Below are 17,529 nucleotides of genomic sequence, written 5' to 3'. Positions count from 1 at the left end.
GGCTTGCGCTATGGTTCGGCCAGGAGGATTTGCGATGCGCTTCATTTCCCTGCTGCTGCCGGCCCTGCTGCTCGCCGGCTGCGAGACGACCCTCAAGCCCGGCGAGGCGAAGGTCGTCTACCGTTGCGAGGACGGGCTGGTCCTGCGCGTGCACTACAGCGAACGCACGGCCAAGGTCACCCTGCCCAGCAAGGAAGAACTGGTGCTGCCCTTGCAGCCCACCGGATCGGGCACCGCCTACGCCACGGCGCAGCACCAGCTGCGCGGCAAGGGCGACGAGGCGACGTGGACGACGGGGCGCTCGGCGCCCGTCAAGTGCCGCGTGCTCGACTGACCTAGCGCCGCACCATCTTCATCAGCAGGTAGCCGGCCGCCAGGGCCAGGCCCGCGGCCAGCAGCGGATGCATGCCGACTTCGCGCTTCGCCTGCTGCGCGATGGCCTGCGTCGGCGAGGCCGGTGCTTCGTCTTCGGCGGCGTCGACATCGATGTCGTTCCAGTAGAAATCGTCGCCCACGTCCGGCAGGTGGGTGTCACCGGTGAGCTTGTAGAGGTTTCTGCGATGGGGCATGGCTGCAATCTACGGACTGCGCGGCCTGCGGGGCGTAGGAAGCTAGCGATGATCCTGTCGGACCACGCGCCCGGTGGCGATGCCCGAGGTCCCGGCCAGCAGGTGGAACGCCGTGCCCACCGGCAGCTTGGGCAACGCGACGGCCGGGTGCAATAACTCGAAGGCCAGCGTCTGTTGGCCGGGTCTGCTGAACGCCTGCCGCAGTGGCTCGGCCAGGCGCGCGGTGAAGCCGTGGCGGCCGACCAGGATCGTGCATTGGCGCAGGTCGGGCGCAAGCGCGGCCCAGACATCCGCCGCGACGCTCGCTGCTTCGACTTCGGCTTCCAGCTGCGGCGCGAACGCGGCGCCCGCTTCGAACTCCGTGCGCGGGGGCGGCTTGCGCGGGATCCTGGCGACGAAGAAGGCGATGAGGTTGCCGATCGCAGGCAGCCACAGCACGAGCAGCAACGTGCCGATGTCGCGCAGCACGGAAGGGTCGGGCGCGAATTTGCGGATGACGCCGCCGGAGGCGGCGAGCAGGAGCAGGGCCGCCATGGCCAGGCGGCGGCGGGAAGACGTGACGGTGAAGGCCATAGGGCAGGGACTCGGGCGCTCAGCGCCGCGGATAGGGGCAAATCGTCACTTCGCCCAACTGTCCTTCAACCCCGTCACGCGATTGAACACCGGATGCCCCTCGCGATGATCCTTCCGATCCGCCACGAAGTACCCATGCCTTTCGAACTGGAACTTCTCGTCGCCCTTCGCCGCGCCGAGTGAAGGCTCGACATACGCCGTGACCATCTTCAGGTTGTCCGGGTTCAGTTCCTCGAGGTAGTCCTTCTCGCTGGTATCCGGCTGCGGCACCGAGAACAGGCGGTCGTACAGCCGCACTTCGGCCTTCACGCCGTCGGCCACGCCCACCCAAGTGATGTTGCCCTTCACCTTGATCGCATCGGCGCCCGGCGTGCCGCTCTTGGTGTCGGGGACGACCTTGGCCTGCACTTCCACCAGCGCGCCGGACGCATCGCGGGTGGCGCCGGTGCACTCGATGACGTGCCCGTACTTCAGGCGCACCTTGTTGCCCGGGAACAGGCGGAAGAAGCCCTTGGGCGGCGTGTCCTCGTAGTCGGTCTTCTCGATCCACAGCTCGCGGCCGCACATGAACTTGCGCAGGCCGCGCTCGGGCGCATGCGGATGCACTGGCGCGGAGCAGGGGTCGAGCTTGTCGTCGCCACCCATCACCTCGCCCCAGTTCGTGATCACCAGCTTCACCGGATCCAGCACCGCCATCGCGCGCGCCGCCTTCGGGTCGAGGTCGTCGCGCAGCGCGATCTCGAGCGTCGAATAGTCGATCCAGGAATCGGCCTTGCTCACGCCGATGCGTTCGGCGAAGAGCTGGATGGCTTCGGGCGTGTAGCCGCGCCGGCGCAGGCCGACGATGGTGGGCATGCGCGGGTCGTCCCAGCCGGACACGTGGCCCTGGTCCACCAGCTGCTTCAGCTTGCGCTTGCTGGTGATCACGTAGGTGAGGTTCAGCCGCGCGAATTCGTACTGGCGCGGATGCGGCGTGTTGATGAGACCGCCTTCGGCCAGGCGGTCCAGCAGCCAGTCGTAGAAAGGCCGCTGGTCCTCGAACTCCAGCGTGCACAGGCTGTGGGTGATGTTCTCCAGCGCGTCCTCGATCGGGTGCGCGAAGGTGTACATCGGGTAGATGCACCACTTGTCGCCGGTCGCATGGTGCTCCGCATGCTTGATGCGGTAGATGGTCGGGTCCCGCATGTTGATGTTGGGGCTCGCCATGTCGATCTTGGCGCGCAGCACGGCGGAACCGTCGGCCATCTTGCCGTCGCGCATGTCGCGAAAGCGCTGCAGGTTCTCGTCGATGCTGCGGCTGCGGAAGGGGCTGTCCACGCCGGGCTTGCTGAAGTCGCCGCGGTTGGCGCGCATTTCCTCGGGCGTCTGTTCGTCGACGTAGGCGTGGCCGGCCTCGATCAGGTACTCGGCGGCGCGGTACATGAAGTCGAAGTAGCTGCTGGCCTCGTACAGGTGGCTGGTGCCGTTGGCGTCCCAGCTGAAGCCCAACCAGCGCACCGCATCCAGGATGCCGTCGACGTACTCCTGCTCCTCCTTCTCGGGATTGGTGTCGTCGAAGCGCATGTGGCAGACGCCGCCGTAGTCGCGCGCCAGGCCGAAGTTCAGGCAGATGCTCTTGGCATGGCCCACGTGCAGGTAGCCGTTGGGCTCGGGCGGAAAGCGCGTGCGGATGCGCGCCGGGTCCAGCGCTCCCGCCTGCTGGCTGGCGGCGTCGCCGGGTGCGCCGGCCCAGTGCCGCTGTGCATAGGTGCCGTGCTCCAGGTCGCGTTCGATCACCTGCCGCAGGAAGTTGCTGGGCTTGGCGGGGGTTTCTTTGCTGTCAATCGGGGAAGCCATATCCCGGGGATTTTGTCATGGCTCGTCACGACGCTCCGGAATGGTGCCGGGTTACGTCTCGCAATGGCTTTCACGCCCCCATCCTTGCAGCGGGGAAGCGAGGCGACGTCTAATGGGCGCAGGGCAGGCGCAAGCTGCCCGAGTGACCGCTGTCACCTGAAGGAAACCCGGATCTCCAAGCGAATTGGCCCCAGGCCGGAAGGCTGGGGCCTTCTTTTTGCTATTCCTTGGCCGGGTGGATGTCCTGCTCCGGCACGGGGAAGGGCGTGGGCAGCAGGGCCTTCAGCCGCAGCTGGTCCCGCAGGTGGGGCAGCACGCTTTCGCTGCCGCGGCCGCTGTGGCCCGTGGCGGTGGCCCGCGACACGAAGTCGCGCTGCTTGCGCGGCCCGCCGCCCTTGCGGTCGGAAGCGCGCCGCCGGGGCGTGTCGCGCTCGTTGTTGGGTCGTCCGTCTTGCATGTGCTGTTGTTCCTCTGATGTTTACAGAGTAACTACGGCGAAACGCTTTACATGCCGGTTGTGCCCGACCATACGCGTCGGACGCGAGCGACCTAGCAGTGCCCAAAAAAAGAACCCCCAGGTCAGACCTGGGGGTAACAATGCCAGTCGCGGGACGGAGGGCCGGACCAGCTCACCCCGGAGGAGGAGGGGACTCAGAGGAGTCGGGGTGACCGGGAGACGAAGGTGCTTGATCGGTTTGTGGGAGAGCAAGCACCTTTCGTGCAATTCGATGGCGGTAGTAAACCGCGTCGCGCGCGCTGCGCCCTGTAGGACGCCGCCCACAGGCTCTGCCAGACATTTGCCCCACCTCCCCGGCGGACGCGCCAGCGCGCGCAACGGCCTGCCTTCCGCTATGCTGAGCTTCCATGGACCCCACTCGATGACGGAAAGCCCGGCTCGTCCCCACACCGTGCTGGTGGTGGACGACAACCCCACCGCGCGCTACTCCACGGCCCGCGTGCTGCGCGCCGCCGGGTTCGCCACGCTGGAAACCGCGGGCGGCGCCGAGGCGCTGGAGATGGCCGCCGAGGGCGTCGCCGCGGTGGTGCTCGACGTCCACCTGCCCGACCTGCATGGCTTCGAGGTGTGCCGCCTGCTGCGCAGCCAGCCGCTCACGGCGACGCTGCCGGTGATCCATGTCTCCGCGGTGCACGTCAAGCCCGACGACCAGGCCATGGGCCTGCGCACCGGGGCCGACGCCTACCTGCTGAGCCCCGTGGAGCCGCAAGTGCTGGTGGCGACGCTGGATGCCCTGATCCGCTCGCGCCTGTTCGAAGGCGACGTGCGCCACAGCGAGAAGCGCTTCCGCGGCATCTTCGAAAACGTCGACTGCGCAATCGCCCTGGTCGACAACGACGGCGCTTTCCGCGAAGTCAACGCGGCGTTCTGCGCCTTGCTGGGCCAGCCGCGCGAGCAGGTCGAGGGCCGCCGCGTCAGCACCCTGGCGCCGGCGCGCTGGACGCTGCAGGTGGAGCAGACCGTGGCGGCCTGGCGCAAGCCCTGGCGCGGCGATTTCCCCCTGCGCGCGGCCGACGGCACCCACGTGAACATGGCCTGGCGGGTCACGCCGCACGTGGAGGCGGGGTTCGCGATCGCGGCGGTGGCGGGGCTCTGAGGCCCGCTCACATCGCCTTGAACAGGTGCGCGTAGAGCCGGCTCACGGGCACTTTCTCTTTCCGGCCGCGCAACTGCAGGTGCAGCTTGCCGGCTTCGTCCCGCAGCACGCTCTCGATGGCGGTGGCCCGCACCACGGTGCCGCGGTGCACCTGCCAGAACACCTGCGCATCCAGCTGTGGCAGCAGCTCGCGCAAAGGCGTGCGGATCAGCGATTCGTGCTGCGCATCGACCACGCGCACGTACTTGTCGGCCGCCTCGAAGTACAGCACATCGTCCACCGGCACCATGCGGATGCTGGTCCCCACGCTCGCCTGGATCACCTTGAGCGGCGGCTGCCGGGGCGCTGCCGTGCCACCGAGCAGGCCGCGCAGCTGCGCCAGGGTCGCGTCCAGCGAGCCGTCGCCGCCCTGGCGCCGTGCCAGCAGCTCGCGCAGCTTGTCCACCGTCTTGCGCAGGCGCGCCGGCTGCACAGGCTTCAGCACGTAATCGACGGCCTGCGTCTCGAAGGCCTGCAGCGCGTACTGGTCGTAGGCGGTGACGAAGACCAGCGCCGGGAAGGGCTGGTCGGCCGGCCATTCCTCCGCCAGTTCCGCCGCCGCTTCCAGGCCGCCCTGGCCCGGCATGCGGATGTCGAAGAACAGCACGTCGGGCCGGTGCTGCAGCGCCGCCTTCACGGCCGCCGCGCCGTCGCCGACGGCTTCCAGCACCTGCAGTTCGGGCCAGGCGCGCGCCAGTTCCAGCTGCAGCGCCTGCGCCAGCAACGGCTCGTCTTCGGCAATGAGGGCGGTGGCGTTCATGCGGCCAGGGGAATCTGGATGCGGGTGTGCGCGCCTTCGCCGGGCGCGCTCTCGAAATCGAGCCGGGCGCGGTCGCCGTACAGCGCGGCCAGCCGTTCGCGCACCTGCGCCAGGCCGAAGCCCTTGCCGGTGGACGCCTGGGCCTGGCCCACGCCGGTGTCGTGCACCTCCAGCAGCAGGCGCCCGTCGACGATGCGCGCCGCCACCGCGATGCGGCCGCCTTCCACCTTGGGTTCCAGCCCGTGCTGGATGCTGTTCTCCACCAGCGGCTGCAGCAGCAGGGTCGGCACCGGCACGCCGACGGCGTCGGCCGGCAGGTCGAGTTCGTACGCCAGCCGCTTGCCCATGCGGATGGACATCAGCTCCAGGTAGTCGCGCAGCCGCTCGAACTCCGATTGCAGCGGATGCGTGGTGGCGCGCGAGGCATCCAGGGTCGCGCGCAGGTACGCGATCATGTGGTCCAGCATCTGCTGCGCGCGCCCGGGGTCCACGGCGATCAGCACGCGCAGGTTGGCCAGCGTGTTGAACAGCATGTGCGGCTCCAGCTGCGTCTCCAGCAGCTTCAGGCGCGCCTCGTTGGCGTGGCGCTGCGCCTCGCCCATCTTGCGTTCGAGGTAGCTGCTGCGGCCGACGCTGTAGAAGTAGTAGCTGGCGACGATGCCGGCGAGCAGCGTGGTCAGCATGCCGTTGCGGCGCTCCTGTTCCAGGTTCACCACCGGCATGCCTTCGTAGAGATGCAGCGTCCGGCACAGCAGGTCGCCGATCAGGTTGCCCGCGTAGTAGCCGATGGCGATGGCGGCGGCGACCAGGGCGAGGCCTTGCCAGCCGCGCGGCCAGCCCGTCTCGGCGGAGGAGGGAACGAGGTGGCGGGCCAGGTCGATGATGGCCCAGATGATCAGGCCGATCACCAGCGAATAGGTCACCGCGGGCCCGTAGGGCCGGTCCGGCTGGAACGCGGTCTGCAGGGTCGCGATGGCCAGGCAGAAGGCCATGGCCTGCAGCATGTGCCGCAGCTTGGCGACCGGGTCGATGGTCACTTCATCCGATCCTGCTCGCGCTGCAGGCGCTCGCGTTCGCGTTCCACCAGCCGCTCGCGCAAGCCGCTGCCGCTGCCCAGCACGAACACCGCGATGCCGTGCAGGGCGAGGCCCAGGCCCCATCCCAGCACCGGATAGATCGACCACGGGCGGCCGCGCATGCCGAAATACGACAGGGCAAACATGAAGACGTTGACCAGGACGTACAGGCACGCGTGCACGTACCACCCCATCTTGGCGCCGGCGCGCTTGCGGGCGAGGGTCTCGATCTCCTCGGGGCTCATTGCTTGGGGCATCGCGGGGATTCTAGGGGAGCAGTTGGCGGGCGAAGAAGGCGACGATGCGCGCGTGCGCCGGCGCAACGAGCGTGCGGTCGAACGTGGGCGGGTCGCGCAGCAGGCGGCCCAGCGTGCCGCCGGGGTCCGGCGGCGGCGGGGCCATCAGCGAGCCGTGGCTGGCTTCGGGCAGGTCCACCACCATCTCGCAGCGCTGGCAGGCCTGCACGATGCGGTCGATGTGGAAGCGCGGCGTGAGCCAGATGTCGCGGCCGGAGCGGACGAATCCGAGCGCCACTTTCGGCTGCGCCAGCGAGGCCGGGTCGAAGTCCGCCGCGAAAGGCACGTCGGCGATGACGGCGGCGAGCCGCGGGTCGGTGTGGGTGTACCAGCCGGCGTCGTCCATGCGGTGGCGAATGATGGGCCGCGCAATCGCCATCCGGGCGGCATCGAGCCAGTTGCCCTGGAGCTCCGATGACAGGCCGACGCAGGAGTGGAAGTCGTCGGCCAGGTGCGCTTCGCAATGCTCACGCAGGACCGCGGGCGACCAGCGGCCGCCGGCGAGCGTGAGCGCCGTGTGCCCGCCGGCCGACATGCCGTACATGCCGACGCGATCGAGCTGGAGCAGCGGCGCGAACCGCGCATCGGCCGCGACCGCGTCGATGGCCCGCGAGACTTCGGCGGGACGGCGTTTCCAGCTGGCGGGCCCGACGTCGGCGTGGTCGTGCCAGTTGTCGCCGCGATGCTCGGGCACGGCGACCACGAAGCCGGCTTCCACCAGCCGGCTGGCGAGCTCGCCATAGGTCCAGGGCGCGCCGCCGGAACCGTGCGAAAGCACCACGAGCCGGCCGTTGCCGCGGGCGGGTGCGCCTTGCCAGGCCAGCTGCAGGCGGAAGGGGCCCCGCTGCACCGGCGCGGCTGCGGCCGCGGTCGGATAGAAGAGGGTGACCGGGCCATCGTCGCCCCGCGGCGCCAGTTCCAGCAGGCCGACCGCGGCTTGCGCGGCGCCGAGGCATACGGCCAGCAGGGCGCCGGCCAACAAGCGGGCGGGCTTCACCACGCGTCCTTGCGGGCGGCGAGGACCTGGCGCTCGCGTTCGACCAGCCGCTCGTGCAGGCCGCCGCCGCCGGTCACCAGGAACACCACCACGCCGTGGATGGCGAGGCCGAGGCCCCAGCCCAGCGCGGGGAACACGGCCCAGGAGCGGTCGCCCATGGCGGACAGCAGGGCCAGCAGGGCGTTGACGGCGATGTAGACGCTGGCGTGGATGTACCAGCCCAGCTTGGCGCCGGCGCGGCGGCGGGCGAGGCGTTCGACGGGGTCGGCGATGTCGCGGTGCTTCATGGTGGGTGCTCCGTAGGGGTTGGCGTTCAGGCGGCGGCCAGCGCGGCCGGGGTGCGGAAGGCCAGGCGCCACAGGCGGGCGGCGCGGCCGATGAAGATGCCGGTGAAGGCGCCGTAGAGGCCGGCGACCGTCAGCGCGTATTGCGGGTCGCGAATCAGCTGCGGTGCCATGGCGAGTTCGACGCCGACGAAGTACTTCACGAGGAAGATGCCGGCGATCAGCGCGAGCGGGATCACGCTGCCCGGAAGCGAGTAGGTGCGGGTGGCGGCGTCGTAGCGGGCCTGCACCGGCCGGCGGAACATCAGCGCGAAGAGCGCGGCTGCGACGGCGGACCACACGGCCAGGGCCTGGCCCAGGACCGGCGAATTGCCGAACGCAGCGAGGGTGCCCCAGACGGAGAACACCGTCATGCCGAGCGGCATCAGCGACACCCGCAGCATGCTGGCCTGGCGGTCACGCAGCTGGCTGATGCCCAGCGCCATCAGGGCGGCGAGCAGGCCCCAGACATAGGCAGGCGTCCGGGCGACGATGGTGGCGAGGGCTTCGGGGTGGCTGGTGATCAGCTGGATCAGCATGGCAGGGCTCCTTGGTTGGCTTGGCGTGCCCGCACTGTGGCGGGACGCAAGCGAAGGAGCGAGCCTGCTGAGACGAAGCGGCCGCCCGGAGCCGTGAAACGGCGGCCTGGCGGCGCGAAATGCAGCCCGTGGCTGCGGCGGAAAGCCTGGTCTTAGAGCGACGGCGTCATCTGGCGGCCCCAGATGCGGCGGTATTTCTCCTGCAGCTCCTGCTGCCGGCGGACGATCTTCGGAACGTCCGGGTGCATCGGGCTGATTTCAGACATCGCCCAGCGGTAGAAAGCTTGGGCTACGACCACATGGAGGAGGTGAATGATTTTCATGGGTGCATGGTGGTGGCCGGCGGGCCCGCGGCCTGTAGGCACCCCGCGCGCCAGGGCTCGGGGGATGCCGACACGGCCTGTCGGACAAATTCTGCTGCTGAGGCAGGCCCCGGTCAGGCGCGCCAGCGATAATCCGCCTCTTTTGCAGGAGCGCACGTGGATCTCGTCATGCTGGCCAAGGCCGCGATCATGGGCATCGTCGAGGGCCTCACCGAGTTCCTGCCGATCTCCAGCACCGGCCACCTCATCTTGGCCGGCGCCTTGCTGCACTTCGACGACGAGAAGGCCAAGGTGTTCGACATCGCCATCCAGACGGGCGCCATCCTGGCGGTGATCCTGGTCTACTGGCAGAAGATCCGCAGCACCATCGTCGCGCTGCCAAGCGAGAAGCAGGCCCAGCGCTTCACGCTCAACGTGATCGTGGCCTTCATTCCGGCCGTGGTCCTGGGCCTGCTGCTGGGCAAGGCGATCAAGGAACACCTGTTCACGCCGGTGGTGGTGGCCACGACCTTCATCGTCGGCGGCTTCATCATCCTGTGGGCTGAGCGCCGCCAGCAGGCCGTGGTGCGGGTGCAGGAGGTCGAAGACATGACCTGGCTCGACGCCTTGAAGCTCGGCCTGGTGCAATGCCTGGCGCTGGTGCCGGGCACCAGCCGCAGCGGCGCCACCATCATCGGCGGCATGCTGCTGGGCCTCTCGCGCAAGGCGGCCACCGAGTTCTCGTTCTACCTGGCGATCCCGACGCTGATCGGCGCCGGGGCGTACAGCCTGTACAAGGAACGCCACCTGCTGTCGGCCGCCGATGCGCCGATGTTCCTGGTGGGCCTGTTCTTCTCGTTCGTGGCGGCCTGGCTGTGCGTGCGCTGGCTGCTGCGCTACATCTCCAGCCACAGCTTCACGCCGTTCGCCTGGTACCGCATCGCCTTCGGGATCGTCGTGCTGCTGACCGGCCTTACCGGCTGGGTGCAGTGGCAGGCTTGATTCGCCTGGCCGCGTAGGGGCGCCAGCGGCCCTCGCGCTGCGCGAGGCGATCCGCGACGAGGCGCAGCACTTCCGGGTGCGAGGTCATGCCCAGGTGGCTCGCGCCCACGGCGATGTTCTCCACGTCGGCCGCCGGCGTTTCGAGGCAGCCGCGCCAGCTCACCAGCCCATCGCTTTCGCTGTAGATCGAGGTGGTGGGCACCGGCGGGCGCTGGCGCAGGCGATCCAGCAGTTTCGGCGTGAGGCCGGACGTGTCGCCGCCCAGCATCTTGAAGATCGCGCCGGCGTGGTTGCCGCCGGCCATGGCGGCGAAGGGCGTGGCGAGCGTCACGACCTGACGCACCGCGCGCGGCGCCCGCTTGGCGATTTCCCGGGCGTAGATGCCGCCCAGGCTCCAGCCGACCAGGCTCACGCGCCGGCCGTGCTGCTTGTGCAGGGTCTCGACCCGTGCCGCCAGCGGGTCCAGCCAGGCGTCGAAGTCGCCTTCAGGGCCGGTGTTGACGCCGAGCTCCCAGTCGAGCGCGCTCAGCTTGCATTCGACGAGGTGGCTGCGCAGCTGCGCGGTGGTGAAGGCACTTGCGCCGAGGCCGGGATACACGATCACCGGGTGGCCGTCGCCTGTAACCGGCGCCGGGTGGCCCATGCGGGCGGAACAGTAGTCGAACAGGGCGCGGATCGGCTCGGCGGCAAGCAGCGCGAGCGAAGGGGCCGGGAAGGCGGTGGTCGTGGAAGGCATGCCAACAATCTGCGGCCGACCTTGCGCGGTCTCTGTCGTCCGCGCGGCGACACGGCCGTAGGACGGAACGATCTATGCTGCACCGCAACAGTGCAACAACTGCAACGAAAGGCGTTGCCGCCCGCTCGCCCATGCGCGAACATGCGCGCGTCATGCAAGCAGCGCCCGTCCCCAAGCTGATCGGCAAGTACCGCATCGAAGGCGAGATCGGGCGCGGGGCCAGCAGCGTGGTCTACCTCGCGTACGACCCTTTCCATGGCCGCAACGTGGCGGTGAAGCAGATCCATGGTTACCTGCTGGCCGACGAGAAGCAGGCCGCGCACTACCGCCGCACGCTGCGCAACGAGGCGCTGCTGGCCGGCCACCTGCGCCACCCGCACATCGTGCGCCTGCTCGACGCCGACGACGACGCCAGTCCGCCTTACCTGGTGCTGGAGTACGTCGAGGGCAAGACGCTTGCCGCCTTCACCGCGCGCGACAAGCTGCTGCCGCCGCCGCAGGTGCTGGACATCGCCTACAAGTGCTGCAGCGCGCTGCACCAGGCGCAAAGCTACGGCCTGGTGCACCGCGACCTGAAGCCGGCCAACATCATGCTGCAGGCCGACGGCAACGTGAAGGTCACCGACTTCGGCACGGCGCTGTCGGTGCGGGGCGAGACCACGCAGATGCTGGGGCTCATCGGCTCGCCCTACTACATGTCGCCCGAGCAGGTGCGCGAAGAGTCGCTCACCCACCAGAGCGACATGTTCTCGCTGGGCGTGGTGATGTACGAGCTGCTCACGGGGCACCGGCCTTTCGAGGCGGAGGGGGAATACGCCATCCTCTACAAGATCGGCACCGAGGACCCGACGCCGCCCAGCGTGCTGAGGCCCGAACTGCCGCGCGAACTGGACCAGGTGGTGCTGCGCGCCATGGCCAAGAAGCCGCGGCACCGCTATGCCGAGTGGGCAGACTTCGCCGAGGCGCTGGTGCAGGTGCACCGCACGCTGCCGCTGCGCCGGCCGCAGGACAACGACGCCGAGCGCTTCGTGCAGATGCGCAAGCTGCCCTTCTTCGAGGGCTTCCACGACGCCGCGCTGTGGGAGATCCTGCGCCTGGGCCACGTGCACCCGCACCCGCGCGGCACGACCCTGATGCGCGAGAACACGCCGGGCGACACCTTCCTGGTGATCCTGGAAGGCCGGATCACCGTGAGCCGCAACGGCTGGAAGCTGGTGACGCTGGAGCCGGGCGTGACGCTGGGCGAGATGGCCTACCTGCAGCCGGACAACCCCATGCGCACGGCCACCGCGGTGGCGGAGACGGATGTCGTGGTGCTGGAAGTGGCGAACGCGGCGCTGCGGCAGGCGTCGGACGACCTGCAGAAGCGCTTCGACAAGGTGTTCATCCGGCTGCTGGTGCAGCGGCTGATGGCGACGACGGCGAAGGTGGGGAACTGGGGGATGGATTCGACGCTGGGGCTGGGGCAGGGCACGCCTGCCGCCTGACGCATCACAAAGCCAGCAGCGCCGCCTCGATCGCTGCGGCCGTCGCCACCGGCTTCTCCATCGGAAACAGGTGGCTGCCTTCGATCAGCATCACGCGGCCTTCGGTGATCTTCTGCGTCATGCCCATGCCCACCTGCTTCATCTCCTCCGACTGCAGCCCGCCGATGAACGCGGCCGGGCAGCGCAGCGGATGCTGCTTCAGCAGCCGGTCGAGGTTGTCCGGCAAGGTGTTGTAGATCGCCGTCTCGATGTCGCGGTCGAAGGCCAGCACGCGTTCGCCGTCCTCGTCGTGGGTGCCGTGCGTGATGTAGTCGGCCAGCACCTGCGGGTCCCAGCGGGCGAAGGCCTTCTTGTGGCGGAAGTGCTCCAGCGCCGCCTCGCGCGTGGGCCAGCGGCTCTTGCGCTTGCGGCTCACCGCGCCCGGCGAGATCGAGCCCACCAGCTGCGTGCGCTTGGCGGCGCGCACCGCATGCGACTTCCAGCCGCCGAGGATGGGGGAGTCGAGCAGCAGCACGCCTTTCGCAAGCTGCGGATGGCGCGCGGCGCACATCAGGCTGAGGAAGCCGCCCAGCGAATGGCCCACCAGGAAGGCCGGCTCGCCGGCCTTGTCGACCTCGCGCGCCGCGAAGTCGTGCAACTGCTGCACGAGGCCGGGCCAGTTGTTGCTGGGCGCGTACTGCGGGTCGTGGCCGAACTTGTCGATGGCCTTCACCAGGAAGCCGCGCGAACGCAGGCTCTTGAAGAGGACGCTGTAGGTGGCGCCGGGGAAGCTGTTGCCGTGGGAGAAGATGATGAGGGACATAAGGACTTCGTCATTCCCGCGCAGGCGGGAACCCAGGGCTCGCCGTGCACGGCGAGTGAATGCGGGCGCCCTGGGTCCCCGCCTGCGCGGGGATGACGTTCAGATCAGCTTCTCTTCCGGCCGCGAAATCTTCTTCAGCGGCTTGCTGCGCCCGGTCGCCTCGGCGCGCAGCGGCGTGTCGGTGTGCGCGTCGTCCCAGACCGGGTCGTCCAGGCTGTCGAACACCTCGCGCAGCTTCTGGCCCCAGCTCGAATGCAGCATGCGGTAGTAAGGGTTCTGCGCTTCCACGCACACCACCTTGTCGGTCTCGAAGCGGTTGGCTTCGTACACCACCAGGTCCAGCGGCGGGCCGACCGACAGGTTGGACTTCATCGTGGAGTCCATGGAGACCAGCGCGCACTTGGCCGCTTCGTCCAGCTCGGTGTCGGGCGTCAGCACGCGGTCCAGCACCGGCTTGCCGTACTTGTACTCGCCGATCTGGAAGTACGGGGTCTCGGATGTGGCCTCGATGAAGTTGCCGGCCGAATAGACCTGGAACAGGCGCATGCCTTCGCCGCGGATCTGCCCGCCGAAGACCAGGTTGACGTTGAACTCCACGCCGGCCCGCTTGAGCGAATCGGCATCGCGGTCGTACACGTGGCGCACCGCCTGGCCCAGGATGCGGCAGGCGTCGAACATGCTGGTGCAGTTCCAGATGGTCAGCGGTTCGCTCTCGGGCGTCTCGCGCAGCTGCTCCACCTGCAGGATCTCGCGCACCGATTGCGAGATGCTGAGGTTGCCCGCCGACAGCAGCACCATGAAGCGGTCGCCGGGACGCTCGTAGATGATCATCTTGCGGAAGGTGCTGATGTTGTCCACGCCCGCGTTGGTGCGCGAGTCCGACAGGAACACCAGGCCCGCGTTGAGTTTGATGCCGACGCAGTAGGTCATGGTTGGAGCTTTTTCTTGAGGGAGTAGATGGCGTCCAGGGCTTCGCGCGGGCTCAGCGCGTCGGGGTCCAGCGCGGCCAGCGCCGCCTCCAGCGGGCTGGGCGCCGTTGCCTGCGCGGCCGGAGGGGGTGCGAACAAGTCTACCTGCTCCCGGCTCTCTTCCTGGTGCTTCTCCAGCGCGGCCAATGCGTGACGCGCATGGTTGACCACGCCCGGGGGCATGCCTGCCAGCCGAGCCACCTGGATGCCGTAGCTGCGGCTGGCCGGGCCGGGCTGGATCTCGTGCAGGAATACGATGTCGGAGCCGCTCTCGGTGGCGCCCACGTGCACGTTGATCGCGCAGTGGTGCCTGGCCGGGAACTCGGTCAGCTCGAAGTAGTGGGTGGCGAAGAGCGTGAAGGCCTGCGTCTTGTCGTGCAGGTGCGCCGCGATGCCCGACGCGAGCGCCAGGCCGTCGAAGGTCGAGGTGCCGCGGCCGATCTCGTCCATCAGCACCAGGCTCTGCGCCGTCGCGCCGTGCAGGATCTGCGCGGCCTCGGTCATCTCCACCATGAAGGTCGATTGCGCATTGGCCAGGTCGTCGGCCGCGCCGATGCGGGTGTGGATCGCGTCCATCGGGCCGACCCGGCAGGCCTGCGCGGGCACATAGGAACCCATGGCGGCCAGCAGGCAGATCAGCGCCACCTGGCGCATGTAGGTCGACTTGCCGCCCATGTTGGGGCCGGTGATCACCTGCATGCGCTGCTTGGGACCCAGGCGCGTGTCGTTCGGGATGAACTGGCCGCCGGTCGTTTCCGCGAGCCGCGCTTCCACCACCGGGTGCCGGCCCTGCGTGATCTCGATGCCGGGCTCGCGCATGAACTGCGGGCGGCACCAGTCGAGCGTGAGCGAGCGCTCGGCCAGCGCGCACAGCGCATCCACGCTCGCGATCGCGCGGGCCAGGCGCGTGAGCGCCGGCACGTGCTGCTGCAAGTCGTCGAGCAACTGTTCGTAGAGCCACTTCTCACGTGCCAACGCGCGGTCCTGCGCCGACAGCGCCTTGTCCTCGAAGGCTTTCAGCTCCGGCGTGATGAAGCGCTCGGCGTTCTTCAGCGTCTGGCGGCGGCGGTAGTCGGCCGGCACCTTCTCGAGCTGGCCCTGCGTGACCTCGATGTAGAAACCGTGGACCTTGTTGAACTGCACGCGCAGGTTGGCGATGCCGCTGCGCGCGCGCTCGCGGCCTTCCAGCTCCAGCAGGAAGCCGTCGCAGTTGTCCTGGATGGCGCGCAGCTCGTCGAGCTCGCCGTCGTGGCCGGTGGCGATGACGCCGCCGTCGCGCACCAGCGCCGCGGGTTCGTCCTTGATCGTGCCCGCGAGCCGCTCGGCGCAGCCGGCGGGCGGTTGCAGGTCGGCTGAAGCGTTCGACAACAGCCCCGGCAAGCCTTGCAGGTTGCGGCCGAGCTGCTCCGCTTTCGAGAGCGCCCAGCGCAGGCCGACGAGTTCGCGCGGGCGCACCTGGCGCAGCGCGATGCGTGCGGTGATGCGCTCGACGTCGCTCACGCCCTTGAGTTCGTTGCGCAGGGTCTTCCACAAGCCTTCGCGCAGCCCGTGGATCGCATCCAGCCGCTGCGTGGCCAGGCCGCGGTCGCGCAGCGGCTCCAGCAGCCAGGACTTGAGCGCGCGGCTGCCCATGCCGGTCATGCAGGTGTCCAGCAGCGAGAAGAGGGTGGGCGCGTCTTCGCCGCGCAGCGTCTGCACCAGTTCCAGGTTGCGGCGCGTGGCCGGCGGCAGCTCGATGCGCTCGCCGTCACGCACCACCAGCAGCTGCTGCACGTGCGAGAGCGCGCGGCCCTGCGTGTGTTCGGCGTAAGCAAGCAGGGCGGCGGCGGCCGCGTGGGCGTGCGCAAGTTCTTCGGCGCCCCAGGAGGAGAGGCTCGCGGCCTTGAGCTGCTCCAGCAGCTTGCGCTGGCCCAGGCCGGATTCGAATTGCCACTCGGGGCGTTGCGCCAGCGGCAGGCCGGCCAGCTTGAAGGCCTGCAGGCGTTGCGTGAAGGCCGGCGTGACGTCGGCGCTGTGCAGCATCTCGCTGGGAGCGATGCGGGCGACCCAGTCGCCCAGGTCGTCGGCCGCGCATTCGGCCAGCTGCAGCGCGCCTTGCGTCACCGACAGCCAGGCGAGGCCCACCTGGTTGCGCGGCGCCTGGTGCACGGCCAGCAGCACGGCCTCGGACTTGTCGGCCAGGAGTTCGGTATCGGTCAGCGTGCCGGGCGTGACCACGCGCACCACCTTGCGTTCGACGGGGCCCTTGGTCGCGCCGACTTCGCCCACCTGTTCGCAGATCGCGACCGATTCGCCGCCGCGGATCAGGCGCGCGAGGTAGCCCTCCATCGAGTGGAAGGGCACGCCCGCCATGACGACCGGTTCGCCCGCGGACATGCCGCGGCGGGTGAGCGTGATGTCCAGCAGCCGCGCGGCCTTCTCGGCGTCGTCGTAGAACAGCTCGTAGAAGTCGCCCATGCGGTAGAAAAGCAGAGTCGTGGGGTACTCCGCTTTCAGACCCAGATATTGGGCCATCATGGGCGTGTGCTTGCTGAGGTCGGCGGCGGGGTTCGTCGTCATGCTGGGGCGATTATCCCCGGCGGGGGAGCCGCGGTTCCCTGCGGTCACCACGGCCTACGAGGGCCCGTGATGCATTTGGCCTCCACCCAGGCTGGGGTGCAACCCAGCGCTGTCAGGCTTCCGGCGCCGCAGGGGCGTCGTCTTCCACCTTGGTGCCCGGACGCAGCGCAGGGTCGACCAAGGTGGGCGTGTTCTGGCGCAGTTCGGCCTTCTCGCCGGCGCTCGCGAACTTGCTGTACTTCTTGAGGATGTTCACCAGCTGCCCGTAGATCTTGGGCGTGCCGGCAACGCATTCCTTCTGTTCCAGGAATTCCGATTCGCCGGTGAAGTTGCCCACCAGGCCGCCGGCCTCGGTGACAAGCAGCGAGCCCGCGGCCACGTCCCAGGGCGACAGGCCGGTTTCGAAGAAGCCTTCGGTGAAGCCCGCCGCCACATAGGCGAGGTCGAGCGCCGCGGCGCCCGGGCGGCGCAGGCCGGCGGTGCGCTGCATGACGTCGGCCATCATGCGCAGGTACACGTTGAAGTTGTCGCCCGGGCGGAAGGGGAAGCCGGTGGAGACCAGCGAGTCCTTCAGCTGCGTGCGCTTGCTCACGCGCAGGCGGCGGTCGTTCAGGTAGGCGCCGCGGCCGCGGGTGGCGGTGAAGAGGTCGTTGCGGGTGGGGTCGTACACCACGGCCTGTTCGACGCGGCCGCGCACCAGCAGGGCGATGCTGACGCAGTAGACCGGGAAGCCGTGGATGAAGTTGGTGGTGCCGTCCAGGGGGTCGATCACCCACACGTGATCGGCGCTCGCCTTGCCATGCTCGCGGCCCGATTCCTCGGCCCAGATGCCGTGGTCGGGGTAGGCGGTGAGCAGCGTCTCGATGATGGCCTGCTCGCTGGCGTGGTCGATCTCGGTGACGAAATCGTTCACCTGCTTCTGCGAGATGCGCACCGACTCGACGTCGAGCGCGGCCCGGTTGATGATGGCGCCGGCGGCGCGGGCGGCCTTGACGGCCACGTTGAGCATGGGGTGCTGGTTGGACGACATGAGTTGTAGTAAGAGCTTCGCC

General features: G+C 69.1%; 20 protein-coding genes. 4 read left to right on the top strand and 16 right to left on the bottom strand.

The features are described from left to right. The first annotated feature begins 34 nt into the window (after window positions 1–34). On the top strand, window positions 35–334 hold the full coding sequence (locus tag LZ009_RS14840) for an MliC family protein (RefSeq protein WP_275698724.1): 300 nt from the start codon (window positions 35–37) through the stop codon (window positions 332–334). 1 nt (window position 335) lies between these two features. Here the strand turns inward: LZ009_RS14840 and LZ009_RS14835 are convergent, their stop codons facing one another. From LZ009_RS14835 to LZ009_RS14820, 4 genes are all read right to left on the bottom strand, one after another. Continuing rightward, window positions 336–569: a hypothetical protein gene (locus LZ009_RS14835; RefSeq protein WP_275698723.1), complete on the bottom strand. Its 234-nt coding sequence runs from the start codon at window positions 567–569 to the stop codon at window positions 336–338. Between the two features lie 42 nt (window positions 570–611). After that, on the bottom strand, window positions 612–1,142 hold the full coding sequence (locus LZ009_RS14830) for a hypothetical protein (protein ID WP_275698722.1): 531 nt from the start codon (window positions 1,140–1,142) through the stop codon (window positions 612–614). Window positions 1,143–1,187: 45 nt separating this feature from the next. After that, window positions 1,188–2,978, bottom strand: a complete 1,791-nt coding sequence (locus tag LZ009_RS14825) for a glutamine--tRNA ligase/YqeY domain fusion protein (RefSeq protein WP_275698721.1) — start codon at window positions 2,976–2,978, stop codon at window positions 1,188–1,190. A 220-nt stretch (window positions 2,979–3,198) separates the two neighbouring features. Continuing rightward, the gene (locus LZ009_RS14820; protein ID WP_275698720.1) at window positions 3,199–3,435 is read right to left on the bottom strand and encodes a hypothetical protein; all 237 of its coding nucleotides are present in this window, start codon (window positions 3,433–3,435) and stop codon (window positions 3,199–3,201) included. Between the two features lie 421 nt (window positions 3,436–3,856). Here LZ009_RS14820 and LZ009_RS14815 point away from each other — a divergent pair, with 421 nt between their 5' ends. Continuing rightward, window positions 3,857–4,591, top strand: a complete 735-nt coding sequence (locus LZ009_RS14815) for an ATP-binding response regulator (protein ID WP_275698719.1) — start codon at window positions 3,857–3,859, stop codon at window positions 4,589–4,591. A gap of 7 nt (window positions 4,592–4,598) precedes the next feature. On the opposite strand, the gene LZ009_RS14810 is transcribed toward LZ009_RS14815, so the two are convergent. The 7 genes from LZ009_RS14810 to LZ009_RS14780 all read right to left on the bottom strand — a co-directional run bounded on the left by LZ009_RS14810 (window position 4,599) and on the right by LZ009_RS14780 (window position 8,944). Beyond that, window positions 4,599–5,390, bottom strand: a complete 792-nt coding sequence (locus LZ009_RS14810) for a LytR/AlgR family response regulator transcription factor (RefSeq protein WP_275698718.1) — start codon at window positions 5,388–5,390, stop codon at window positions 4,599–4,601. Then, complete coding sequence (locus LZ009_RS14805; protein WP_275698717.1) at window positions 5,387–6,427, bottom strand: sensor histidine kinase; 1,041 nt, start codon at window positions 6,425–6,427, stop codon at window positions 5,387–5,389. The genes LZ009_RS14810 and LZ009_RS14805 overlap by 4 nt, the downstream gene beginning before the upstream one ends. Beyond that, complete coding sequence (locus LZ009_RS14800) at window positions 6,424–6,723, bottom strand: 2TM domain-containing protein (RefSeq protein WP_275698716.1); 300 nt, start codon at window positions 6,721–6,723, stop codon at window positions 6,424–6,426. Before LZ009_RS14800 ends, LZ009_RS14805 begins: the two co-directional genes overlap by 4 nt. A 10-nt stretch (window positions 6,724–6,733) precedes the next feature. Then, on the bottom strand, window positions 6,734–7,759 hold the full coding sequence (locus tag LZ009_RS14795) for an alpha/beta hydrolase family protein (protein WP_275698715.1): 1,026 nt from the start codon (window positions 7,757–7,759) through the stop codon (window positions 6,734–6,736). Further along, window positions 7,756–8,046, bottom strand: a complete 291-nt coding sequence (locus LZ009_RS14790; protein WP_275698714.1) for a 2TM domain-containing protein — start codon at window positions 8,044–8,046, stop codon at window positions 7,756–7,758. Before LZ009_RS14790 ends, LZ009_RS14795 begins: the two co-directional genes overlap by 4 nt. Window positions 8,047–8,072: 26 nt before the next feature. Next, window positions 8,073–8,621 carry a DUF6622 family protein gene (locus LZ009_RS14785; RefSeq protein WP_275698713.1) on the bottom strand — a complete coding sequence of 183 codons (549 nt, stop codon included), beginning with the start codon at window positions 8,619–8,621 and terminating at the stop codon, window positions 8,073–8,075. A gap of 152 nt (window positions 8,622–8,773) precedes the next feature. Further along, window positions 8,774–8,944: a hypothetical protein gene (locus tag LZ009_RS14780; protein ID WP_275698712.1), complete on the bottom strand. Its 171-nt coding sequence runs from the start codon at window positions 8,942–8,944 to the stop codon at window positions 8,774–8,776. 168 nt (window positions 8,945–9,112) lie between these two features. Between LZ009_RS14780 and LZ009_RS14775 the strand changes: the two genes are divergently transcribed. Further along, window positions 9,113–9,925, top strand: a complete 813-nt coding sequence (locus tag LZ009_RS14775; RefSeq protein ID WP_283254316.1) for an undecaprenyl-diphosphate phosphatase — start codon at window positions 9,113–9,115, stop codon at window positions 9,923–9,925. Here the strand turns inward: LZ009_RS14775 and LZ009_RS14770 are convergent. Beyond that, entirely contained in the window at window positions 9,897–10,661 is a 765-nt protein-coding gene (locus tag LZ009_RS14770) for an esterase/lipase family protein (RefSeq protein WP_275698710.1), read from the bottom strand. The two genes, LZ009_RS14775 and LZ009_RS14770, sit on opposite strands and share 29 nt — an antisense overlap. Window positions 10,662–10,813: 152 nt before the next feature. Between LZ009_RS14770 and LZ009_RS14765 the strand changes: the two genes are divergently transcribed. Then, window positions 10,814–12,148, top strand: a complete 1,335-nt coding sequence (locus LZ009_RS14765; RefSeq protein WP_275698709.1) for a serine/threonine-protein kinase — start codon at window positions 10,814–10,816, stop codon at window positions 12,146–12,148. Between the two features lie 4 nt (window positions 12,149–12,152). Here the strand turns inward: LZ009_RS14765 and LZ009_RS14760 are convergent, their stop codons facing one another. From LZ009_RS14760 to LZ009_RS14745, 4 genes are all read right to left on the bottom strand, one after another. Further along, window positions 12,153–12,950 (bottom strand): alpha/beta hydrolase, encoded by a 798-nt coding sequence (locus LZ009_RS14760; RefSeq protein WP_275698708.1) that lies wholly within the window; start codon window positions 12,948–12,950, stop codon window positions 12,153–12,155. 99 nt (window positions 12,951–13,049) lie between these two features. Continuing rightward, entirely contained in the window at window positions 13,050–13,880 is an 831-nt protein-coding gene (locus LZ009_RS14755) for a proteasome-type protease (protein ID WP_275698707.1), read from the bottom strand. Further along, window positions 13,877–16,477: a DNA mismatch repair protein MutS gene (gene mutS, locus LZ009_RS14750; protein WP_275698706.1), complete on the bottom strand. Its 2,601-nt coding sequence runs from the start codon at window positions 16,475–16,477 to the stop codon at window positions 13,877–13,879. The genes LZ009_RS14755 and mutS overlap by 4 nt, the downstream gene beginning before the upstream one ends. Window positions 16,478–16,589: 112 nt before the next feature. Continuing rightward, on the bottom strand, window positions 16,590–17,507 hold the full coding sequence (locus LZ009_RS14745) for an inositol monophosphatase family protein (RefSeq protein ID WP_275698705.1): 918 nt from the start codon (window positions 17,505–17,507) through the stop codon (window positions 16,590–16,592). Window positions 17,508–17,529: the final 22 nt, after the last annotated feature.

The sequence above is a fragment of the Ramlibacter paludis genome (genome assembly GCF_022012305.1).
Classification (GTDB): domain Bacteria; phylum Pseudomonadota; class Gammaproteobacteria; order Burkholderiales; family Burkholderiaceae_C; genus Ramlibacter; species Ramlibacter paludis.
This window is presented reverse-complemented; position numbering and strand designations above follow the sequence as displayed.

Bases quoted from the DNA above. Each gene is read 5' to 3' on its own strand.
- LZ009_RS14825 (WP_275698721.1), bottom strand. From the start codon at position 2,978: ATGGCTTCCCCGATTGACAGCAAAGAAACCCCCGCCAAGCCCAGCAAC.
- LZ009_RS14810 (WP_275698718.1), bottom strand. From the start codon at position 5,390: ATGAACGCCACCGCCCTCATTGCCGAAGACGAGCCGTTGCTGGCGCAG.
- LZ009_RS14770 (WP_275698710.1), bottom strand. From the start codon at position 10,661: ATGCCTTCCACGACCACCGCCTTCCCGGCCCCTTCGCTCGCGCTGCTT.
- LZ009_RS14755 (WP_275698707.1), bottom strand. From the start codon at position 13,880: ATGACCTACTGCGTCGGCATCAAACTCAACGCGGGCCTGGTGTTCCTG.
- mutS (WP_275698706.1), bottom strand. From the start codon at position 16,477: ATGACGACGAACCCCGCCGCCGACCTCAGCAAGCACACGCCCATGATG.
- LZ009_RS14820 (WP_275698720.1), bottom strand. From the start codon at position 3,435: ATGCAAGACGGACGACCCAACAACGAGCGCGACACGCCCCGGCGGCGC.
- LZ009_RS14765 (WP_275698709.1), top strand. From the start codon at position 10,814: ATGCAAGCAGCGCCCGTCCCCAAGCTGATCGGCAAGTACCGCATCGAA.
- LZ009_RS14815 (WP_275698719.1), top strand. From the start codon at position 3,857: ATGACGGAAAGCCCGGCTCGTCCCCACACCGTGCTGGTGGTGGACGAC.
- LZ009_RS14775 (WP_283254316.1), top strand. From the start codon at position 9,113: ATGCTGGCCAAGGCCGCGATCATGGGCATCGTCGAGGGCCTCACCGAG.
- LZ009_RS14785 (WP_275698713.1), bottom strand. From the start codon at position 8,621: ATGCTGATCCAGCTGATCACCAGCCACCCCGAAGCCCTCGCCACCATC.
- LZ009_RS14835 (WP_275698723.1), bottom strand. From the start codon at position 569: ATGCCCCATCGCAGAAACCTCTACAAGCTCACCGGTGACACCCACCTG.
- LZ009_RS14840 (WP_275698724.1), top strand. From the start codon at position 35: ATGCGCTTCATTTCCCTGCTGCTGCCGGCCCTGCTGCTCGCCGGCTGC.
- LZ009_RS14760 (WP_275698708.1), bottom strand. From the start codon at position 12,950: ATGTCCCTCATCATCTTCTCCCACGGCAACAGCTTCCCCGGCGCCACC.
- LZ009_RS14800 (WP_275698716.1), bottom strand. From the start codon at position 6,723: ATGCCCCAAGCAATGAGCCCCGAGGAGATCGAGACCCTCGCCCGCAAG.
- LZ009_RS14745 (WP_275698705.1), bottom strand. From the start codon at position 17,507: ATGTCGTCCAACCAGCACCCCATGCTCAACGTGGCCGTCAAGGCCGCC.
- LZ009_RS14790 (WP_275698714.1), bottom strand. From the start codon at position 8,046: ATGAAGCACCGCGACATCGCCGACCCCGTCGAACGCCTCGCCCGCCGC.
- LZ009_RS14780 (WP_275698712.1), bottom strand. From the start codon at position 8,944: ATGAAAATCATTCACCTCCTCCATGTGGTCGTAGCCCAAGCTTTCTAC.
- LZ009_RS14830 (WP_275698722.1), bottom strand. From the start codon at position 1,142: ATGGCCTTCACCGTCACGTCTTCCCGCCGCCGCCTGGCCATGGCGGCC.